Here is a 1,315-nt window from a genome sequence, read left to right as displayed (position 1 = left end):
AAAAGAAGCGGCTACCTTGGTAAATGCCCTTCAAGCTGGTAGAGCCGCTCAAACTTCTAGGAACCAATCCGTTCCACCAGTTACCTGCAACGTCTCAAAACTAATACAACCGACACCAGCTGAACTTATTAAAGCACTCGAAACTGGTGCCTATAACATCCTATTCTATGCTGGTCATGGTGAAAGCGCACCAGACGGAGGTTTGCTATTTTTACGCTCGGATGCGAAAATTAGTGGTACGGAATTGGCTCAGGTTCTGGTGCGCACCCAGGTTGCCTTAGCTGTATTCAATGCCTGTTGGAGTGCCAAACCTGACCAAGTGAATTCCCAAACCATTCCCCGTAGTAGTTTAGCTGAGGTGCTGATTCACCACGGTGTCCCAGCAGTTTTGGGGATGCGGGACTCCATTGCTGACCAAGAAGCCGTGAGTTTTATTCAATCATTCGCCCAAGCCTTGGCGGAGCGCATGCCAATTGACCATGCTGTAGCTGTGGCCAGACAGCACATGTTGACCCTTTACAAGTTTAACCAACCAGCCTGGACCTTGCCTATCCTTTATATGCATCCTCAGTTTGAAGGGGAGTTAATCCAACCGGTGGGAGAAGGAATTACAGAACTGCCCACCATCACCTCAAGCTGGCTTGAAAGTCCACCCCCAACTGCGTCTTTGCGTTCCATAGGAAAAACCGATCAGGTCTGGCCGATTCGAGGTGGAGTGATGCGAGTGGGACGCCTACAATCTCACAACGATTTGGTGATTCCCGAAGTTTGTGTGAGTAAGCAACATGCTGAAATTATCTGCCGTGATGCTTTCACTGACCAAGGCTCGGATCCAACTTACTTCTTGAGGGATTTTTCTCGTAATGGTACGAGAATATTGATCGATAATGGTTGGAAAACTGTTCATCATCAGGAAGTTCAGCTAAGGTCGGGTATTCAGCTTAAGTTTGGTGGTCCTCGTGGTCAGATCTTTGAGTTTATTATTGACTCCCCAGAATCTTGAGTAGGACTATCCTCGTGCCGAAGATAAACTCAAGCTTATGCTGTTAACTATGCTGTTAACAATGGGAGTTTCACAAGGATACTGGTTAGAGTCAAATGGCAACTAGTGGCTGTCTACCTAAGGGAGCCTCTCAATAGCTCACTAATATCACACATAAGTTGATTTGGAAAGTGCTGTTGCCATGGTAATTAAACACGCGCTGAGAAGTCCAGATTATTTTTTCAGCTGTTGCGGAACTTCCTCAAAAATTGATGTAGCTATTTTATGTCAGGTTTCATCTACTAACCCAAACAGGAGGGGCATTATGAACAG

Annotated in this window: 1 protein-coding gene; it reads left to right on the top strand. The window is 46.2% G+C overall.

Annotated features, from left to right (window positions below; all coding sequences use genetic code 11):
* The coding region (locus F6K53_RS43035) for a CHAT domain-containing protein (protein ID WP_293086784.1) at positions 1 to 1,003 on the top strand (1,003 nt) is incomplete at its 5' end.
* Between the last annotated feature and the right edge of the window lie 312 nt (positions 1,004 to 1,315).

Origin of the sequence: Moorena sp. SIO4A1 (genome assembly GCF_010672065.1) — a bacterium.
Taxonomy (GTDB): Bacteria; Cyanobacteriota; Cyanobacteriia; order Cyanobacteriales; family Coleofasciculaceae; genus Moorena.
Note: the sequence above shows the minus strand (reverse complement) of the source record. Positions and strands in the feature narration are given on the sequence as shown.